General features: G+C 65.0%; 17 protein-coding genes. 7 read left to right on the top strand and 10 right to left on the bottom strand.

The window, feature by feature from the left end:
• Nucleotides 1-38: 38 nt before the first annotated feature.
• Nucleotides 39-1,157 (top strand): spirocyclase AveC family protein, encoded by a 1,119-nt coding sequence (locus ACFE99_RS05125; RefSeq protein ID WP_375483037.1) that lies wholly within the window; start codon nucleotides 39-41, stop codon nucleotides 1,155-1,157.
• Between the two features lie 226 nt (nucleotides 1,158-1,383).
• Nucleotides 1,384-1,995, top strand: coding sequence for a helix-turn-helix domain-containing protein (locus ACFE99_RS05120; protein WP_375483035.1), 612 nt, complete (start codon nucleotides 1,384-1,386; stop codon nucleotides 1,993-1,995).
• Nucleotides 1,996-2,206: 211 nt separating this feature from the next.
• Here ACFE99_RS05120 and ACFE99_RS05115 read toward each other — a convergent pair whose 3' ends face one another.
• The 5 genes from ACFE99_RS05115 to ACFE99_RS05095 form a co-directional block, all read right to left on the bottom strand.
• The gene (locus tag ACFE99_RS05115; RefSeq protein WP_375483033.1) at nucleotides 2,207-2,776 is read right to left on the bottom strand and encodes a nuclear transport factor 2 family protein; all 570 of its coding nucleotides are present in this window, start codon (nucleotides 2,774-2,776) and stop codon (nucleotides 2,207-2,209) included.
• A gap of 54 nt (nucleotides 2,777-2,830) precedes the next feature.
• Nucleotides 2,831-3,946 (bottom strand): acyl-CoA dehydrogenase family protein, encoded by a 1,116-nt coding sequence (locus tag ACFE99_RS05110; RefSeq protein WP_375483031.1) that lies wholly within the window; start codon nucleotides 3,944-3,946, stop codon nucleotides 2,831-2,833.
• A 116-nt stretch (nucleotides 3,947-4,062) separates the two neighbouring features.
• Complete coding sequence (locus ACFE99_RS05105; protein ID WP_375483029.1) at nucleotides 4,063-4,953, bottom strand: acyl-CoA thioesterase; 891 nt, start codon at nucleotides 4,951-4,953, stop codon at nucleotides 4,063-4,065.
• On the bottom strand, nucleotides 4,950-6,140 hold the full coding sequence (locus ACFE99_RS05100) for an acyl-CoA dehydrogenase family protein (protein ID WP_375483027.1): 1,191 nt from the start codon (nucleotides 6,138-6,140) through the stop codon (nucleotides 4,950-4,952). Before ACFE99_RS05100 ends, ACFE99_RS05105 begins: the two co-directional genes overlap by 4 nt.
• Nucleotides 6,140-7,315 carry an acetyl-CoA C-acyltransferase gene (locus ACFE99_RS05095; protein ID WP_375483025.1) on the bottom strand — a complete coding sequence of 392 codons (1,176 nt, stop codon included), beginning with the start codon at nucleotides 7,313-7,315 and terminating at the stop codon, nucleotides 6,140-6,142. Before ACFE99_RS05095 ends, ACFE99_RS05100 begins: the two co-directional genes overlap by 1 nt.
• A 91-nt stretch (nucleotides 7,316-7,406) precedes the next feature.
• Here ACFE99_RS05095 and ACFE99_RS05090 point away from each other — a divergent pair, with 91 nt between their 5' ends.
• From ACFE99_RS05090 to ACFE99_RS05080, 3 genes are read left to right on the top strand one after another with little or no spacing between them, the layout of a single operon-like run.
• Entirely contained in the window at nucleotides 7,407-8,225 is an 819-nt protein-coding gene (locus ACFE99_RS05090) for an enoyl-CoA hydratase/isomerase family protein (RefSeq protein WP_375483023.1), read from the top strand.
• Nucleotides 8,225-9,004, top strand: coding sequence for an enoyl-CoA hydratase/isomerase family protein (locus tag ACFE99_RS05085; RefSeq protein ID WP_375483021.1), 780 nt, complete (start codon nucleotides 8,225-8,227; stop codon nucleotides 9,002-9,004). The genes ACFE99_RS05090 and ACFE99_RS05085 overlap by 1 nt, the downstream gene beginning before the upstream one ends.
• A 4-nt stretch (nucleotides 9,005-9,008) precedes the next feature.
• Entirely contained in the window at nucleotides 9,009-10,226 is a 1,218-nt protein-coding gene (locus tag ACFE99_RS05080) for an acyl-CoA dehydrogenase family protein (RefSeq protein WP_375483019.1), read from the top strand.
• Nucleotides 10,227-10,239: 13 nt separating this feature from the next.
• On the opposite strand, the gene ACFE99_RS05075 is transcribed toward ACFE99_RS05080, so the two are convergent.
• From ACFE99_RS05075 to ACFE99_RS05055, 5 genes are all read right to left on the bottom strand, one after another.
• On the bottom strand, nucleotides 10,240-11,436 hold the full coding sequence (locus tag ACFE99_RS05075) for a CaiB/BaiF CoA transferase family protein (RefSeq protein WP_375483017.1): 1,197 nt from the start codon (nucleotides 11,434-11,436) through the stop codon (nucleotides 10,240-10,242).
• Nucleotides 11,437-11,466: 30 nt separating this feature from the next.
• The gene (locus ACFE99_RS05070) at nucleotides 11,467-12,618 is read right to left on the bottom strand and encodes an acyl-CoA dehydrogenase family protein (RefSeq protein ID WP_375483015.1); all 1,152 of its coding nucleotides are present in this window, start codon (nucleotides 12,616-12,618) and stop codon (nucleotides 11,467-11,469) included.
• A gap of 807 nt (nucleotides 12,619-13,425) precedes the next feature.
• Nucleotides 13,426-13,725, bottom strand: coding sequence for a hypothetical protein (locus ACFE99_RS05065; protein WP_375483013.1), 300 nt, complete (start codon nucleotides 13,723-13,725; stop codon nucleotides 13,426-13,428).
• A complete protein-coding gene (locus ACFE99_RS05060) occupies nucleotides 13,715-14,575 on the bottom strand; it encodes an enoyl-CoA hydratase-related protein (RefSeq protein WP_375483011.1) in 861 nt (286 codons plus the stop codon). The genes ACFE99_RS05065 and ACFE99_RS05060 overlap by 11 nt, the downstream gene beginning before the upstream one ends.
• A 10-nt stretch (nucleotides 14,576-14,585) precedes the next feature.
• Entirely contained in the window at nucleotides 14,586-15,320 is a 735-nt protein-coding gene (locus tag ACFE99_RS05055; RefSeq protein WP_375483009.1) for an SDR family NAD(P)-dependent oxidoreductase, read from the bottom strand.
• Between the two features lie 51 nt (nucleotides 15,321-15,371).
• Here ACFE99_RS05055 and ACFE99_RS05050 point away from each other — a divergent pair, with 51 nt between their 5' ends.
• Nucleotides 15,372-16,520, top strand: coding sequence for an acyl-CoA dehydrogenase family protein (locus tag ACFE99_RS05050; RefSeq protein WP_375483007.1), 1,149 nt, complete (start codon nucleotides 15,372-15,374; stop codon nucleotides 16,518-16,520).
• A gap of 9 nt (nucleotides 16,521-16,529) precedes the next feature.
• Nucleotides 16,530-16,967 (top strand): acyl-CoA dehydrogenase family protein (locus ACFE99_RS05045; protein WP_375483005.1); only part of this gene is annotated, 438 nt, incomplete at its 3' end.

Here is a 16,967-nt window from a genome sequence, read left to right as displayed (position 1 = left end):
CGCCACCCCACGAATCCCCGGCGGACAGTATCGGCGCAATGAGCAGGCACGCGGGAGACGGGCGAGTGGCAGATAGGGCGGTCGCCGACCAGGCGCATTCCGCGGCCACGGGCGACGCTGGAGCGCGTGGCTGGAAAACCCTGCGGTGGATGCTGGTCGCGCTGAGCGTCGCCGCGGTCCTTGCAGCGCTGGTGAACTCGCGCACCGATGTCCGAGGCACCCGGGTGGCGCGGCCACCAGGAAGCTACCTTCCCGCCCGCACCGAGTTCTTAGGTATCGCGAATTGGTATGCCTACTTCCAGGCCGGGTCGCTGGTCATCTTCGTCGCGGTGTGGGCGATCTCGATTCGCCGCTCTGTGAAGCGCGGCAAACCCACCCCGACACTGATCATGGTCGCCGTCACCACAGCCTTGACATGGCTTGACCCGATCATGAATTGGGCGCCATACGCCGCTTACGACCCTCGCATGTTGCATCTCGATCCTGACTGGTTCTGGATAGCTGCCGCACCTACTGTCGAGCCCTGGGCCGTGATCATCGGCTACGGATATTTCTTTCTCATCCCGGCATGGTTGGTGCTAGGCGCATACAAGCGGTTGGCCGCCCGGGCGGCTATCGACTCCTGGATTGTGCGCAAACCCAAGACCGCGGTGCTGGCCATGGCGATCCCCATATGCATCCTGTGGGACGCCCTCATGGAAACACTGTTTGTCCGAATGGGTTTCTATACCTACACCCAGGTCATCCCCGTCGGCTCCATCTTCGCCGGCCATCCATGGCAGTTCCCTTTGATCTGGGAGGCAAGCCTGTTCGGTCTGGTGCTGGCACCCACTGCTGCGCTGATGTGGGTCGACGACCACGGCCAAACATGGTCAGAGACCGTGGCGCGACGATTTCGTGTCTTTCGCAGCCGCCCACACATCGGCGCATTCCTGATCGCCCTTGCTGTGATGAGCGTGGTGTACGCCGCCTACGGGCTGTGCTTCGCCATCATCCGCATCAGCGGTGCGGCGAGCGCAGTGGCCATCCCATGGCGCTATCCGGAAACCTCCGTTTACGACCCGCAAGGTTACTTCCAGAAAGCGGGCAGCCCGGGGCCCTTCTACGTCGGCACATGCAGCGGCGCAACCCCCCGGCGCCAAAGTGGCGGGCAATAAGTGTTGCCCGCTTATTCAGTCGATTCGGTTCCGCCCGGCAATCGCGGCACTCGTCGCTGGACGTCCGCAAGTGGCCGCCAGCGCAGAATCGGCGAGCGTTCCAGTCACGCCGTCGCGGCCAGGTGAATGCGGAGTCGGCGGTGACGATGACCGCCCCGATACGATGCTAGACATGCCGCCCAGGCGCGCACAGACGCGAAAACACCCACCCAGGAGTGGCCCCCGGGTGCCCCGCGGTACCGCGCCGAAGCTGCTGCTCGAAGCCGCACGCGAATTGTTCGCCGAACGCGGACCGTACGCGACCACGACCAAACAGATCGCCGAACGCGCCGGGGTGTCGGAGGATCTGATCTTTCGCTACTACAGATCCAAGAACGGGCTGCTTGAGGAGGCGGTCCTTCGGCCGATGATCGAGTTGGTCGAGTCGCTGACCCCGCGCTGGGTCAAGGCACGCCATGACGTTTCAGGCAACGAGCTGCAGCGGTCGCGCCTGTTCGTCGGCATGCTCTACGACATGGTTCACGGCAACCGCACCGTCGTGTTGAGCATGGTGCAGGTGCTCATTGGAGGGCCCGGTCACCTCGACGATTCGGCGGTGCGCATGCTTGCCAGCAAGCTCTTCGAGCCCGAGGTGCCCGGGTTCGCCGAGTTCATCGAGGACCGTGGACTCAGGGGCACAGATCCGCGCCTGCAGCTGCGGGTGATCATGATCCTCATCGGTGCCACCGCCGCCTTCCTGCCCGGCACGTACGCCGATCCCGCCGATGTCCCCGACCGCGACCGCGTCATCGACGAGCTCGTCGCATTTATCCACTACGGGTTGAAGTTCACGGACTGACTTTCGGTTTGACCTAGCCGCTGCTCCGGCATTGCTCGCCGCTGGCGATCGGCGTGCTCAAGCGGCAGGTGTATCCCGCACCGTAAAGTTCACGTGAAGGGAAAAGCGCATCGGCCCGCTGTACGACCGACGACATCTCCCTGCCGTTGTCGTATTCGCCGGCGAGCGTGCGTCCGACATCACCAGCTCGGACACCATCAAAGCGGCCGTCTCACAACGGCTTAGCACGGCGGTCAGCTAACGGCGCACACGTCACTGCAGTGGTGTCCACGCCTTCCCAGAACTTAACCCAGGAGGTTCCGGGCTGCGGCAGGCGTGGACGCGACGGCGCTTCGGCCCAGCCGCTGAACCCGACGTCTTGCGGTCGCTCAATGAGATCGGCTTCGTACCAATGCTTGTCGTCGCGGCGGGCGAAGTACCACCTACCGTCGACTTTGCGATAGTCGTCGTCATATCTGACCGAGATGACGATCCAGCGGTCACCGACCTCGTGTTCGGCCCTGCAGTACACCGATCCGGTGGCATGGGTGGTGTCGATCAGTTCGATGCGGTGACCGGTGATGTGGTGAATCGAGCGGTAGAACAACCGCAACATCGGCGTGATCACTTGGCGCAGCGCCTCTCTGCCCACACCGCGGCGTCCGACGTCGACGTCCGGCACGAACAATTCCAGCCAACGATCCACGTCACGCTCATCGACAGCGAGCGCATACCGGATCGCCAACTGCTGTATCTCCAGAATGTCCTCAACGCGCTGTAAGCGCTCGGCGAACTCGCTCATGCTCCTCCGTTCGGCCGCAACCTCATGGCAGGTCGTGCCGGCGGCTACTTTCCGTCATATCCCGATGAGGTCGGCCAATCGCTGCCGATGCCAATCCGAACTGCCCAAAAACAGCTGAATGTTTTTGGCCCGCTTAAAGTACATATGCGCCGGATGTTCCCAGGTGAATCCGATACCGCCGTGGATCTGGATGTTCTCACTACACGCATACAGATAGGTGTCGGCGCAAAAAGCCTTCGCCAGACTCGCCAGCTTCGGCACGTCGGGTTCCCCGGCCGAAACCGCCCACAACGCGTAATAGGCAGCCGAGCGAGAGGATTCCAGCTCCACGAGCATCGAGGCGCATTTGTGCTTGATCGCCTGAAACGAGCCGATGGGGCGGCCGAACTGTTCACGCACCTTCGCGTAATCCACGGCCATGTCGAGCACCTTGGCGGTGCCGCCCAATGCTTCCGCCGACAGCGCGATCATCGTGTGATCGAGCATGGTCTGGATCGCGTCCTGACCGCGCTCGACGGAGCCGACCAGCCTGGCCGGCGTGTTGTCGAACTCGATCCTGGCCTGCTTTCTGGTCTGGTCCATGGTCTGCAGCGGCACCCGTCTCAATGCCTGGGAGCTGCCGTCGACGGCGAATATCGCGACTTGGTCGCCCGTGCGTGCCGCGACCAGCACCAAGTCGGCAATCGCCCCGTCGAGAACATACGTTTTGTGCCCCGAAATACTCCATCCGTCAGGCGATTCGGCGGCTGTGGTGGTCACGTCGGAGGGCCGCCATGAACCGGAGTCCTCGGCGATCGCCACCGTGGCGATCAGCTCACCGCAAGCAATGCCGGGCAGGTACTTTTTGTTCGCGTCGCGGTCATCAGCCGCCAACAACAGTTCAGCGGCCATCACGCATGAGGCCAAGAAGGGCGACACCACCAGTGCCCGGCCCATCTCCTCGACTGCGATGCCCAATTCGATGAAGGTGAAGCCGCTGCCCCCATATTCCTCGGGAATTGCCAAGCTCTGCAGGCCGAGCTGCTCGGCCATCTGCCGCCACAACGCTTCGTCGTATCCGGCGGCGGCCGCCATCTGCTCGCGCACCGCCGACTCCGGGGACTTCTTTTCGAAGAAGTCACGCAGCACCCCTTGCAGGGTGGTCTGCTCCTCACTCAGCGCGAAATCCACCGCTACCCACTTTCCCCCCCACGCAATTGCACCGCTGCGGCGCGCTGAGCGCCGAATTGGGCAGGTCCTGCTTCAGGACAAGCTCGTCAAGCGCGCCAGTCATCGCGCTCCCCTAGTCATCTGATTGTCTGCCTGTTCGAACTTCGTGGCTGGTCGTAGTCGGCGGGCAGCGGGCGGATCAGCCCCTCCTGCACCGCCGACATCACCAGCGTGCCGCCTGCGGTGTAGGTATGGGATATCGCCAAGCCCCGTCCGCCGGCAGCCACCGGTGAATGGTGGTCCACCAGTTGCCATTCCCCGGCGCGGACAGGGCGATGGAAGTACACGCTGTGGCTCAGCGTCGACATCAGGTATTTCTTGACCGTCGGCGGCTCGTGCGGCAGCCGGATCGACGCCACCATCGTGAAATCGCTCAGATAGGTGGCCAAGGCGGTTTGTACCCGCGGGTCGTCATACTCGCCGCCGACCACCCGGCACCAGAACCGGCGACGACCGACCGGATCGGAGAGGTCGGGCGGCACGACCCGCATCTGGATATCGCGGTCCTGTTCGGCCCACCGCGTCCACTCGGTGCCATCGGCGTCCTGGATCGACGGCAGCTGTTCAGGGGGCGGGGTTTCCGGCATCGCCAGCTGATGGGTCAATCCGGTCTCGAAGACGTGGTAGCCCACCGTGGCCATCAGCACCGGCCGGCCCCCGTTGACTACCTGCACTGTTCGTGTCGAAAACGATCGACCGTCGCGGACCCGCGAAACATGGTGTTCCAACACATGCTCAGGATCACCGGGTGCGAGATAGGTGCACTGCAGGACATGCGCGACGCGGTCTTCGCCGACCGTGGAATTGGCCGCCGCCAGGGCCTGCGCGGCCAGTTCTCCGCCGTAGATGCGCGGTGGCTCCCCGGGAGCACGACCGGCGAAGCTATCTGGCCCATGACGCTCGAGGCGCAGCCGATCGATAAGACCGCCAGCGACATTGGTGACTTTGCCGTCGCTACCACCTGTCATGGTGACTCCCGGCGGGGCTCGCGGGGTAACCCCAATGTCCGCTCGGCGAGCACATTGAGCTGGATTTGGGTCGTACCCCCGTAGATCGACTCCGCCCGGGCGGCGAGCATCACTTGCTGCAGCCGATCGAGCTGATAGTTGGGGCCGACGACTTCGCTGGCGGCGCCTTTCGCGCGCATACCCAGCTCGCCCATCCGCTGGTGCGCTGTGCTGGCAAACACCTTGGCCGCGGAAGCCTGTGCGCCGGAATCCCCGCCGTGACCGTCGAGCGCACTGAGCAGCCGGCGCCCGTTCCATTCCATGATCCGTGCATCGCTCCAGGCTTTGGCCAGGTCGGCGCGCATCACGGCGCGCGTGTGCTGGCCGCTGCTGCGGGCCGCCTCGATGATCGCGTCGACCTCATGCTGGATTCGCAGGTGCTCGGCCAGCAGCGTGGTGCCGCGCTCGGTGCCCAGCGCGCCCATCGCCACCGGCCAACCCTCATCGACACCGCCGACCACCAGATCCACCGGAGTGCGGGCACCGCTGAAATAGATCTCGCAGAAGTCATTTCCGCCAAGCATGTTTCGGATCGGTCGCACATCAACGCCGGGCTGGTTCGCGCAAACCAGCAACATCGAGATCCCATGGTGCCGCGGCGCTGAGGGGTTGGTGCGGCACAGCACATAAAGCCAATCGGCGTGGAGCGCCAACGACGACCACGTTTTCTGTCCGTCGATCACCCATTCATCGCCGTCGCGAACGGCCTTGGTGCGCAGGGCCGCCAGGTCCGATCCGGCACCGGGTTCGCTGAAGCCCTGCGCCCACAGCTGCTCGGCGGCGGTGATCTTCGGCAAGAACCTCCGCTTCTGGTCGTCACTGCCGAACGCCAATAACATCGGCCCCAGCAGATCCTGGCCCTGTACACCTGCCCGATATGGCGCGTCAGCACGGGCGTATTCGAGTTGGAAGATCAGCTGCTCATCGGCGCTGGCCTCGCGTCCGCCGTACTTCCTGGGCCAGCCGATGCACAGCCAATTGTCGGCCGCGAGCTCTTTGTCCCACGCCAGCCGGACATCGAAGGCCACGTCGTCCCAGGCGAATCCGACCCCACGGTGTCGCGCGAATTCGCCCACGAGATGTTCGGCGAGCCAGGTGCGCACCTCGTCGCGGAAGCCACGCAGCTGCGATGTCAGAGCGAGGTCCATCACATCCGTTCGATCAGGGTGCCGGTGCCCATGCCGCCGCCCACGCACATTGTGACCAGGCCGTAGCGGCCGCCGGTTCGCTCCAGTTCGTTGAGGCACTTGGTCAACAGCACACCCCCAGTCGCGCCCAATGGATGACCCAGCGCGATGGCGCCGCCGTTGACGTTGACATTGGACAGATCGGACTTCACCTCATGCGCCCAGGCCAGCACGACGGAGGCGAACGCCTCGTTGACTTCGACAACGTCGATGTCGTCGAGCACAAGGTTGTTGCGCTCAAGAATGTGCTGGGTGGCGGCGCTCGGCCCGGTCAGCATCATCACGGGGTCGCTGCCGACGAGCACCGAGTCCACCACCCGGGCCCGCGGGCACACATTCAGCGCCGCGGCCCGTTGTGCGGTCATGACCAGCAGGGCCGATGCGCCATCGGAGATCTGGGAGGACGTGCCCGCGGTATGTAAGGCGCCGGGGCGGTCCGTCAAGTTGACCTTCAGTGCGGCGAGCCCTTCGCGTGTCGTCGGACGCGGCCCCTCATCGACCGCAATGGTCGCGGTGCCGCTCACCCGTCCGTCGCTGTCGGCGACCGGAGCTTCAACCGGCGCGATCTGAGTGACGAACCGGCCAGTTGTAATGGCCTCGGCCGCGCGCTGCTGCGACATGACCGCGAACTCGTCCAACTGATCGCGGGTGAATCCCCACGTTTCGGCGATGCGATCTGCCGCCTCGAACTGCGTGGTGACCTCATAGCGCTGCTCGTAGCGCGCTGTCTTGGAGCGTCCCAGCTCGGGCATCAGGCTCGCCGTCATCGGCACCTGGCTCATCGACTCCACCCCGCCGGCGACCGCGACGTCGACGACACCGCCGGCCACCAAGCCGACGGCGAGCGTGAAAGCCTGCTGCGACGAACCGCACTGGGAATGGACGGTGCACGCGCCGACCCGCTGGTCAAGGCCCGCGGCCAGCCACGCACTACGGGTGATGTTGCCGCTCTGCTGGCCGACCTGGCTGACACAGCCGCCCGCAACCTGTCCGACGACTGCTGAGTCGATGCCCGCTCGCTGGATGAGCGCGGCCAGCACATCGGCGAAGAGGTCAGGCGCCGGGTAGCGCGAAAGCCCGCCGTTGCGCTTACCCACAGCCGAGCGGACCGCCTCGACGATCACCACCTCAGACACCGCACGACCTCCCACCATTAAATGAATCATTTAACTATATCATGGTAGGCTGGCCGCCGGGCAGCACGCACCGGCGGGGAAGGGCAAGCAGATGGCGCAGTGGTACAACGACTTTCCCAGCCTGCGATTCGACCGGCCCGGCGGCGACGGCGTGCTGCACCTGGTGCTTGACGCACCGGGCCTCAATTCCGTTGGGCCCCAGATGCATCGCGACCTCGCGGACGTGTGGCCCGCGATCGAGCGGGACCAGACGGTGCGCGCAGTGCTGGTCCGCGGCGCGGGCAAGGCGTTCTCCTCGGGCGGCAACTTCGACCTGCTCGACGAGATGACCAACGATTACTCCAGTCGCATCAGAATCATGCGTGAGGCCCGCGATCTGGTACTGAACATGGTTGGCCTCACCAAGCCGGTCGTCTCCGCCGTCCTCGGCCCGGCCGTGGGCGCCGGACTAGTCGTCGCGATGCTTGCCGACATCTGCGTGGTGGGCCGCACCGCCAAGATCATCGACGGGCACACCCGCCTCGGGGTTGCCGCCGGCGATCATGCAGCGATCTGCTGGCCGCTGCTCGCCGGCATGGCCAAGGCCAAGTACTACCTGCTGACCTGCGAGCCGCTTCTCGGTGAGGAGGCCGAGCGCATCGGCCTGGTAGCCAAGTGTGTCGACGACGGCGACGTCGTTGCCGTGGCAACCCGCATCGCCGCCGAGCTGGCGGCCGGCGCCCAATCGGCGATCCGATGGACCAAGCACAGCCTCAATCAGTGGTATCGCCTGTTCGCTTCGACATTCGAGGCATCGTTGGGCCTGGAATTCATCGGCTTCGGCGGCCCCGAAGTCCGTGAGGGCATCGCCGCGCACCGCGAAAAGCGCCCGCCTCGCTTCTCCGACATCCCGTTCCGTACGACGCTGTGATGACAACCGCGATCACGCACCGGATCCAGGACGCCGTTGGCTGGATCCGGCTCGATGGCCCCGACCGGCTCAATGCCATCGGCACCACGACCTATACCGAGATCGCCGAGGCGATCCGCAATTTCGGGCAACGGCGGTCAATCAGGGCGGTCGTGGTGCACGGCGCCGGCCGGGTGTTTTCGGCCGGCGCCGACATCGACGAGATCCGTAACTTCGCTCGACGCGGCCAGTTCGAGGCGTTCATCCACGGTTTCACCGACGCCCTCGACATCATCGCGGCCAGCAACCTGCCGGTGATCGCCGCGATACACGGCGCGGCCCTCGGCGGCGGTCTCGAGCTGGCCCTGGCGTGCGATCTGCGGGTCGCCACGCGCGACGCCAAACTCGGCGTGCCCGAAGCCAAGCTCGGCGTGCTTCCCGGCGCCGGCGGCACACAACGACTCCCCCGGCTTGTGCCGCCCGGGGTCGCCACCGAGATGTTGATGCTGGGCGAACCCATCTCAGCCGAGCGCGCCTATTGCCTTGGCCTGATCAACCGGCTCACTGAGCCGCACACCTTGCTCGACACCGCTGCAGAACTGGCCGCACAACTGGCCGCCGGCAGCGCACAGGTGCCCGCGGCAGCGAAGTCGCTGCTGCGCAACACACCTCAGCTGAGCCTTGCCGACGGGATCGAGCAGGAGCGCGCCGTAGTTACCGGCCTGTTCGACACCCCCGATGGCCGGGAAGGCTTTTCCGCCTTCCTCGACAAGCGTGCGCCGAAGTTTGCCAGCGAGTAGACAGATGGATCCACGACTTCCGCCCGAAGCCGAAGCGTTTCGCATCGAGATCCGCGCCTTCCTGGCTGAAAACCTGCCCGAGGGCTGGACCGGAATCGGTGCACTCGACACGGACGAGGCGGCCGAGTTTACCGAGCACTGGCGCGAGATTCTGGCTCAGCATGGCTATCTGGCCCCGGCCTGGCCGAAGCGGTACGGCGGTGGCGGGATGTCGAAGCTGCAGCAGGTTGTCATCGCAGAAGAGTTCGCCAAGGCCGGCGTGCCGACGTACGGCGCCAACGACAACTTCGGCATCAAGATGATCGGCAATCTGTTGTTGATGTTCGGCACCGACGAGCAAAAGCAGCACTTCCTGCCCCGCATCATCAACCGTCAAGACCGCTGGTGCCAAGGCTTTTCGGAGCCCGGCGCCGGCTCGGATCTGGCCGCGGTCAAAACCAGCGCGCGGCTGGACCGCGATCAGTGGGTGATCAATGGTCAAAAGATCTGGACCTCCGACGCGACCACCGCCAACTGGATTTTCCTGCTGGCCCGCACCAATCCCGATGCGCCGCGCCATCGCGGCATCAGCATGTTGCTGGTGCCGCTGGACCAACCCGGCATCGAGATCCGGCCGATCACGATGGCCACCGGCAGCCGCGCATTCAACGAAGTGTTCTTCACCGATGCCCGCACCCGCGCCGACAACCTCGTGCTGGGCGTGGACCAGGGCTGGAAGGCCGCGATGGCGCTGCTCGAGTTGGAACGCGGCGACGAGGCGGCCACCAACCCGGTCCTGTTTCGCGCCGAGCTCGACCGCCTCATCGGCCTCGTGCACGAACGCGACCTAGCCCGCGACGAGATCGTTCGCGACCGGCTCGCCCACGCCTACACCAGGGTGCAGATCATGCGATTCCTCGGAGCGCGCATCCTCACCGGCTGGCTGCGGGGCGACCCACCCGGCACGGAGGCCTCGGTGTCGAAGCTGTATTGGAGCGAATACCACCGCTGGGTGACCGATCTGGCGATGACGTTGCTCGGGCCCGCCGGATTGATCCCCGAGGGCCGGCCGCCGTTGCGCCATTACCGCGCCGACGATCCCGGTGCACCGAACTCGACGGCGTCCTGGTCGCAGACTTGGCTGGCCGCGGTGTCGGGCACGATTTACGCCGGGACGTCAGAGATTCAGCGCAACATTTTGGCCGAGTCCGCGCTCGGGCTCCCGCGGGAAGCCCGAGGCTAAACCAGTCGGCCTGTTAACAAACTCCATCGGCCGGGGTCGTCGGTGCGACACCGACGACGCCTGCCGCAATGAGCCGGTCGATCTGCTCCTCGGTGCGGCCCAGTTCGCAGAGCACCGTTCGGGTGTGCTCGCCGAGGGCCGGGACGGGGTCCATACGCGGTGCCCACCCCGCGGAGACAGGCGGCGGGAGCAACGACCGGATCGGTCCGACCGGCGAATCGACATCGCGCCAACGGTCGCGCGCCTCGTGCTGCGGATGCATGACGAACTCGTCGGCAAGGTTCACTCGCCCACACGCCACCCCCGCGCGGTCAAGAACCGCGATCGCCTCGTCCACCGTCAGGCGGGCGAAAACGTCCTGGCACAAAGCGGCCACCTGGATCCGGTGCGCAGTGCGCGCGGGTCCGGTCGCATAGCGCGGGTCGTCGGCCAGCTCTGGGCGACCCAGCACGTTGGTGGCCAGTCGCTGCCACTCGCGGTCGTTTTGGACACCGATGACGAGCTTGCGGCCATCGGCGGTGTCGAACGCCTCGTACGGCGCCAATGTCGGATGGCTGATGCCATTGGGCTCGTGGCGGCGGCCGCTGTAGGACGTGAAGTAGAGCGTGTAGCCCATCAACTCACTGATCGCGTCGAAAAGGCTGACCGAAATCGCGCGTCCACGGCCGGTCTTCTGCCGTTCGTAGAGTGCTGCCAGCACACTGCTGTACGCATAGAGCCCAGCCGCCAGATCCGCGATCGCGATCCCGGGTTTGGCCGGGCGATCAGCCCACCCCGTGGTCGCGATCGAGGCGGCCTCGGCCTGCACCAGCAGATCGTAGGCGCGCTTGGCGGCATACGGGCCGTCGTCGCCGTATCCGGTTATGTCGCAGGCGATCAGCTCGGGGTAGCGCGCCACCAGTTGCGGGCCCGCCAATCCCATCCCCTTGGCGGCGCCGGGGGCAAGGTTTTCAATCACCACGTCGGCGGTGGCGATCAAATCGTCGAGGATCTCGCGTCCGGCAGCGGACTTCAAATCGAGCGCCACGGACTCCTTGTTACGGTTGACCCACACGAAATGGCTTGCCATTCCGCGGACCTCGGTGTCGTAGTGACGCGCGAAGTCACCCTCTCCCACACGTTCCACCTTGATCACGCGAGCACCCATGTCGCCGAGGTGGCGTGACGCGAACGGCGCGCTCACCGCCTGCTCGAGCGCGACAACGGTCACGCCGTCGAGTGGACCCGCCACAAGTACCTCTCAATAGCTGCGCAGGCCCATGCTGCGTGCGATGCCGTTGCGCTGGATTTGGCTAGTGCCGCCGGAGATCGGCGCGACAATCGATTCTCGCCACCGAAAACTCATCACGCTGTCAGTGGAAAATCCGTGCCCGGCGCAGATCTGCATTCCGAGTCGGGCTGCGGCCACGTAGGTTTCTGAGCCTTTCAGCTTGGCCATCGCGCCTTCACGTGAGCATGGCAGGCCCTGTGTGAGCATCCACGCCGCCCGGTAGGCCAGCAGGCGCGCGGCATCGATCTCGGTTTGCATGTCGGCCATGGCGTGCGCGAGGGCTTGGAAGTTTCCGATGGGCCGGCCGAATGCCGTTCTCTGCTTGGAATACTCGAGCGCCTCATCCAGGGTGGCTTGCGCTACGCCGACGTACGCGCCGCTCATCAGGACTCGCTCAAGCTCAAGATTGGACAACATGACCCGCCAGCCCTGCTCTTGCTCCCCCACGACATTTCTCTTGGGGACGATCACATCGCTGAGGAAGATCTCATAGGTGCCCAGGATGTGGCGGGCCAGCGTCGGCACCTGCCGCAGCTCGACACCAGGGGTGTCCGCGTCGAGCAGCACCAAGCTGATTCCGTCGTGCTTGTTTTGTCCCTTCGAGGTGCGTACGTAAACCATGATCTGGGTGCCGGGCAGCCCGGCGCCTGTGCACCACATCTTCTGCCCGTTGATGACGAAATGATCGCCGGCATCGTGGGCCGCGCATCGCAAAGCCGCCGCATCCGATCCCGTGTCCGGTTCGCTGAGAGCTACGACGTATCGCCAGTCGCCGGGGATCATCTTGGTTGCGATCGCCTTGCGCTGGGCATCAGTGCCCCACTTGTACACGGTCAGCGACGGGATAAGTGTGCCGATATAGCACATCGCGATGTCCAGGCTCGCCCGTCCGAGCTGTTCAGCGATGATGGCGAGCTCCATCGGGCCGCCGTTCTCGCCACCGGTCTCTTCGGGGAAGGGCAGACCGAACCAGCCCATCTCGGCCATGGCCTTGAAAAGCTCCGCCGGGTAGGCGTTGGTTTCATCCCACTCCTTGGCGCGCCGCGGCGGGCAATGGCGGTCGACGAACTGCCGCGCGACATCCTGCAGCGCCGCATGCTCTGGCGAAAGCCCAAAGTCCATCGCTTCCCCTAAGTATCTAAATGATTCAACTATAGCATCGCGTCTGTAGGGGACCAAGCCGCTGCCAGTAAGCGATTACGTTGCGATAAGCGGCGCAGCGCAACCGAACGGCGCCATAGGACCCGAGGGCCTCGCGCGGCCCGGTCGGGACCTCCCACAGCGGTGGATTCCCTTCGGCGAAGCCACTGTACAATGTACAGTTCACTCATATGACGGTTTAGCGGAGGAACATGAAGTCGATGGAGGCTCTCCAGCGATGCGAAGTGCAGGACTTGCCTCGACGGGGCGACTTCGAAGGCAAAGCTCTCGTCGGACCGTTCGCCCCCGATGCGGCGTCGATGGATTCCGACGAACCTCTTTTCGGGATGGCGCCCGAGGCCCTGTATCTGTGGGGCACCCTGCGCGACGAGCAGGGCGACCTGCACACCATCATGCGCCGCATCCCACACAACGGGAAGCCAAGCAGTCGGCGCAGGCTCGTCGTCCAGAGCACGATAGGTGGGGCCAGCGAGCTGCGTATGCATCCGTGCGGTCGGCACTCCGCGCCGCACGTCGAGCCGATCCGTGAGCTGATCGACGCCGACACGATCGAGTGGCGCAGCAACCCGCGGGCGCAGGGTGCGTCGTTCCGTGCCCGGTGGGCGAACGAGTCGTGCGAGTGGGTGGAGCAGGGAACTTTTGAGCTGCACGGCACACTGATCAAGCCCGGGATGCAGTGGTATGTTCCCGGTCCCCGAGCGAGCATGGCCTACATTTCGACCATCTACCGGCTTGAGGGGTCGATCTTCGGCAGGGCGTGTCGCGGGCTTATCGGTTTCGACCAGGTCTACATGTACGACGGCGGGTCTGCTCAATTTTGGTATACGGCAGCACATCGCGGTAGATCCGCACCTCGGTGGAATACATCTCGGCGGGAAAAGCGAAGTCAGCGAGGTTGCGTTTGAGGAACATCCGCTCGGGCAGGCCAGTTTCCTCCCCATAGCGCAGACGCAGCCGCAGCCGGTTGGCCGACCCGCAGGTCTCGTCGAGCACCTCGACGGCGGCGACCGTGACTCCGAGCAGCTCGCTGAGTCGACGGGCATCGATGCGGCGATCCTTAGTTGTCATCGAATGGCTCCTCGAGGAACCACGGATAGAAGTCCGGAAGGTCGCCGGGTACCTGCAGCGAAAAGCATGGCGGGCGCTTCTGCTTGAACGCCGCAACTCCTTCTCTGGCGTCGGCCATTGCGCCCAGCGCCAGTAACGCCTTCGACTCAAGCCGATTGGCGCTCAGGGGATGTGGGGAACCCAGCTGACGCCACAGCATCTGCCGGGTCAGCGCGACGGACACCGCAGACGTCTGCGCGGCGATTTCGCCGGCGAGCTGTTGCGCGCGGGCCAACACCTCCCCGGCTGGTCGCAGCTCGCCGACCAAGCCGCGCGCCAACGCTTCTTGCGCATCGAAGAGCCTGCCGGTCACCGCCCACTCGACGGCGGTGGCGATGCCGACGATGCGGGGAAGAAACCAGGTGGCGCAGGACTCCGGGACGATGCCGCGGCGGGCGAACGGCAGAGCGAACCGCGCCGAGTCGGCAGCGATCCGGACGTCCATCGGAAGGATCATCGTCACGCCGATCCCCACGGCGGTGCCGTTCACGGCGGCGATCACCGGTTTGGTCGAGTTGAAGATTCGCAGCGCCAGCTGCCCGCCGACATCTCGGCGACCGCCGCGCAGCGGCTTGAAACCGGCTGCGTCGGCGTCGAATCCGCCGCCGCCGGCGCTCAGGTCGGTGCCGTATGAAAAGGTGTCTCCTGCGCCTGTAATGACGATGGCGCGCACGGCTGGGTTGGCGTCCGCATCGGCAAAGGCGTCGAGCAAAGCGTCGAGCAGTTTGTAGGTGACGGTGTTGCGTGATCGTGGCCGGTTAATCGTGAGGGTGAGAACACCGCCATCCAGTGAGCTGAGAAGTTCGTTCATCGTTTCCCCGTCATGCACCCATCGACAATCCGCCGTCGACCGTCAAGATCGCACCGGTGATGTAACCGGCGTCGTCGTCGAGCAGGAAGGTGACCGCACGAGCCAGTTCGTCGGGATCGCCTCGGCGGCCCACGGGAATCATTCGCAGGATCGCGGCTTGCGTGCGCTGCGGCATCGAGGCCGTCATCTCTGTTTCGAAGACCCCAGGCAGGACGCAGTTGACCGTGATGCCGTCGCGCGCAGTCTCCCGCGCCAGGCAGCGGGTGAGGCCATGCAATCCGGCCTTGGCGGCGCCGTATGCGGCTTCGGTCGGGCTGCCCATCACCGCGGTGACCGAGCTGATGTTCACGATCCGGCCGAAATTGTGCTGCCGCATCACCGGAATTGCGGCCCCGCACAAGTAAAACGCCGCCGACAGATTCACCGCCATGGCGCGATCCCAATCGTTGGACGATGTCTGCGTGCTAGGCCGTTCGATGAGCATGCCGGCGTTGTTGACGAGTAGGTCAAGGCGCTTGTGCTCGCCCGCGACCCGATCGACAAGGGCCGCAGACGCGGCTGGGTCGGCGATGTCCGCCTTGATCGTCTCAACGCCGGTCCGCCTGCGCAGGCCCTCGGCTGCGGCATCGTCGTCCCGATAGACGGCGATCACGGCGGTACCGGCCCTCGCGAGCCGCGTGGAGATGGCCGCCCCGATGCCGCGGGTGCCACCGGTGACCACCGCCACCCGTTCAGGTGAAACCACATCTTATAGTATAATAAATTATCTAATTAACGGAATCCCGTCCGGAGAATCATGAAACGCACCATCTTTGAGCCCGAGCACGACGAGTTCCGCGCCACCGCCAGATCATTCTTCGAAACCGTCTGCGTCCCCCGCGCCGACGAATGGGAAGCCCGCGGTTACTCGGATCGTGACGCGTGGATCGAAGCGGGCAAACTCGGCCTGCTCGGGTGGGAGATGCCCGAGCAGTACGGTGGCGCCGGGATCATCGACTTTCGCTTCAACGCCATCATGAACGAGGAGTTCTGGCTGACCGGAAGTGTCGGTCTGGGGCTGGGCGTGCAAAACGACATCACCTCCGGGTATTTCCGTGACCTGACCACCGACGAGCAAAAGCAGCGCTGGCTGCCCGGTTTCGTGTCCGGTGAGCTGATCACCGCGATCGCGATGTCGGAGCCCGGTGCCGGCTCAGACCTGGCCCAGCTGAAGACAACCGCGAAGCGCGTCGGCGAGGACTACATAGTGAACGGCGCCAAGACGTTCATCTCCAACGGACTACTAGCCGACCTGGTGATCGTCGCCTGCCGCACCGATCCCGACGCCGAGAAACCCCACAAAGGCATCAGCCTGCTCGTCGTCGAAACGGGCATGCCCGGCTTCACCCGCGGCCGCAAGCTCGACAAGATCGGCCAGAAGTCTGCTGACACAGCAGAACTGCACTTCCAGGATGTGCGGGTGCCCGTGTCCAACCGGCTCGGTGAGGAAAACCAGGGCTTCTACTATTTGATGCGTAACCTGCCGGCCGAGCGTCTGGGCATCGCGATCCACGCGGTCGCACAGGCACGCCGCGCCGTCGAGCTCACCACGCAGTATGCCGGCGACCGCAAGGCTTTCGGCCAGCCGATCGGCACATTCCAGGTCAACCGTCATGCACTCGCCCAGATGCGCACCGAGATCGACGTCATGCAGACCTATGTCGACCGCTGCATCACGGCGGTCAACTCCGGCGAATTGAGCGCTGACGAGGCGGCCGGCGCCAAATGGTGGGCAACCGAGACGCAGTGGCGAATCATCGACCGCTGCCTGCAATTGCACGGCGGATATGGCTACATCAACGAATACGAGATCGCCCGGTTGTGGCGCGATTCGCGGGTGCAGCGGATCTACGGCGGAACCAACGAGATCATGCTCGACATCGTCGGCAAGGCCATCGGCTTTTAAAGAGCTCGCGTGAAGATCGCCGTCGAACCCGAACTAGAGGCGCTGCGCGAGTCGATCAGCGCCCAAGCACTTACCACGGTGCGCCCCCTTGCTGACCAGGTCGACCGGATGCAGGAGTTCTCGTGGGACCTGTGGGCGGCCGTGCGTGACCTTGGACTTAGCCGGCTGCCGTTTGCTGGACAGTACGGTGGCGACGACGGGTCAATTCGGGCATATGCGGTGGCGTCCGCGGAGTTGGCGCAGCACTGCGCTGTGGCGGCGCTCTACCCGGGCACATCGATCCAGGTCGCTGCAGCGCTCATCGAACACGGTACCGCCGAGCACATCGCATCGGTGGTGCCCGCCTTGGTCGCCGGTGACACGATCGCCGCGTGGGCGTTCACCGAGCCCGCGACCGGCTCCGACCCGCGCCAGATCAGCACCCGCGCCGTTCAAGACCGCGACGGC

It is taken from the genome of uncultured Mycobacterium sp. (assembly GCF_964249325.1).
GTDB lineage: Bacteria > Actinomycetota > Actinomycetes > Mycobacteriales > Mycobacteriaceae > Mycobacterium.
Note: the sequence above shows the minus strand (reverse complement) of the source record. Positions and strands in the feature narration are given on the sequence as shown.

Coding starts and splice junctions, on each gene's coding strand:
- ACFE99_RS05125 (WP_375483037.1), top strand. CDS start 39: ATGAGCAGGCACGCGGGAGACGGGCGAGTGGCAGATAGGGCGGTCGCC.
- ACFE99_RS05115 (WP_375483033.1), bottom strand. CDS start 2,776: ATGAGCGAGTTCGCCGAGCGCTTACAGCGCGTTGAGGACATTCTGGAG.
- ACFE99_RS05105 (WP_375483029.1), bottom strand. CDS start 4,953: ATGACAGGTGGTAGCGACGGCAAAGTCACCAATGTCGCTGGCGGTCTT.
- ACFE99_RS05100 (WP_375483027.1), bottom strand. CDS start 6,140: ATGGACCTCGCTCTGACATCGCAGCTGCGTGGCTTCCGCGACGAGGTG.
- ACFE99_RS05090 (WP_375483023.1), top strand. CDS start 7,407: ATGGCGCAGTGGTACAACGACTTTCCCAGCCTGCGATTCGACCGGCCC.
- ACFE99_RS05085 (WP_375483021.1), top strand. CDS start 8,225: ATGACAACCGCGATCACGCACCGGATCCAGGACGCCGTTGGCTGGATC.
- ACFE99_RS05080 (WP_375483019.1), top strand. CDS start 9,009: ATGGATCCACGACTTCCGCCCGAAGCCGAAGCGTTTCGCATCGAGATC.
- ACFE99_RS05070 (WP_375483015.1), bottom strand. CDS start 12,618: ATGGACTTTGGGCTTTCGCCAGAGCATGCGGCGCTGCAGGATGTCGCG.
- ACFE99_RS05065 (WP_375483013.1), bottom strand. CDS start 13,725: ATGACAACTAAGGATCGCCGCATCGATGCCCGTCGACTCAGCGAGCTG.
- ACFE99_RS05060 (WP_375483011.1), bottom strand. CDS start 14,575: ATGAACGAACTTCTCAGCTCACTGGATGGCGGTGTTCTCACCCTCACG.
- ACFE99_RS05050 (WP_375483007.1), top strand. CDS start 15,372: ATGAAACGCACCATCTTTGAGCCCGAGCACGACGAGTTCCGCGCCACC.